The organism is Curtobacterium sp. B18, assembly GCF_000333375.1.
Taxonomy (GTDB): domain Bacteria; phylum Actinomycetota; class Actinomycetes; order Actinomycetales; family Microbacteriaceae; genus Curtobacterium.
Map to the genome: position 1 here is coordinate 1 of NZ_BACZ01000364.1, position 206 is coordinate 206.

Consider the following 206-nt stretch of genomic DNA (forward strand, 5'->3'; position numbering starts at 1 on the left):
CGTAGGCGATGCGCCACTCGCCGTCCTCGCGGGTGAACTGGAACGTGAGCGTGGACGAGGTGGGGCGGACCGCCTGGGTGTACTCGCCGTCCGCGTCGACGGTGGCGCTCGCCGTCAGGGTGTAGGTCAGCTCCCGTTCGCCGACGCGCTCGACGGCCGGGTTGCCGGACTGGATCGTCACCTGGCGCCGGGGGTTCCACTTCGTC

General features: G+C 71.4%; 1 protein-coding gene. It reads right to left on the bottom strand.

The window, feature by feature from the left end; all coding sequences use genetic code 11:
• Positions 1–181 (bottom strand): hypothetical protein (locus tag I5E_RS25415; RefSeq protein ID WP_042723748.1); only part of this gene is annotated, 181 nt, incomplete at its 3' end.
• Positions 182–206: the final 25 nt, after the last annotated feature.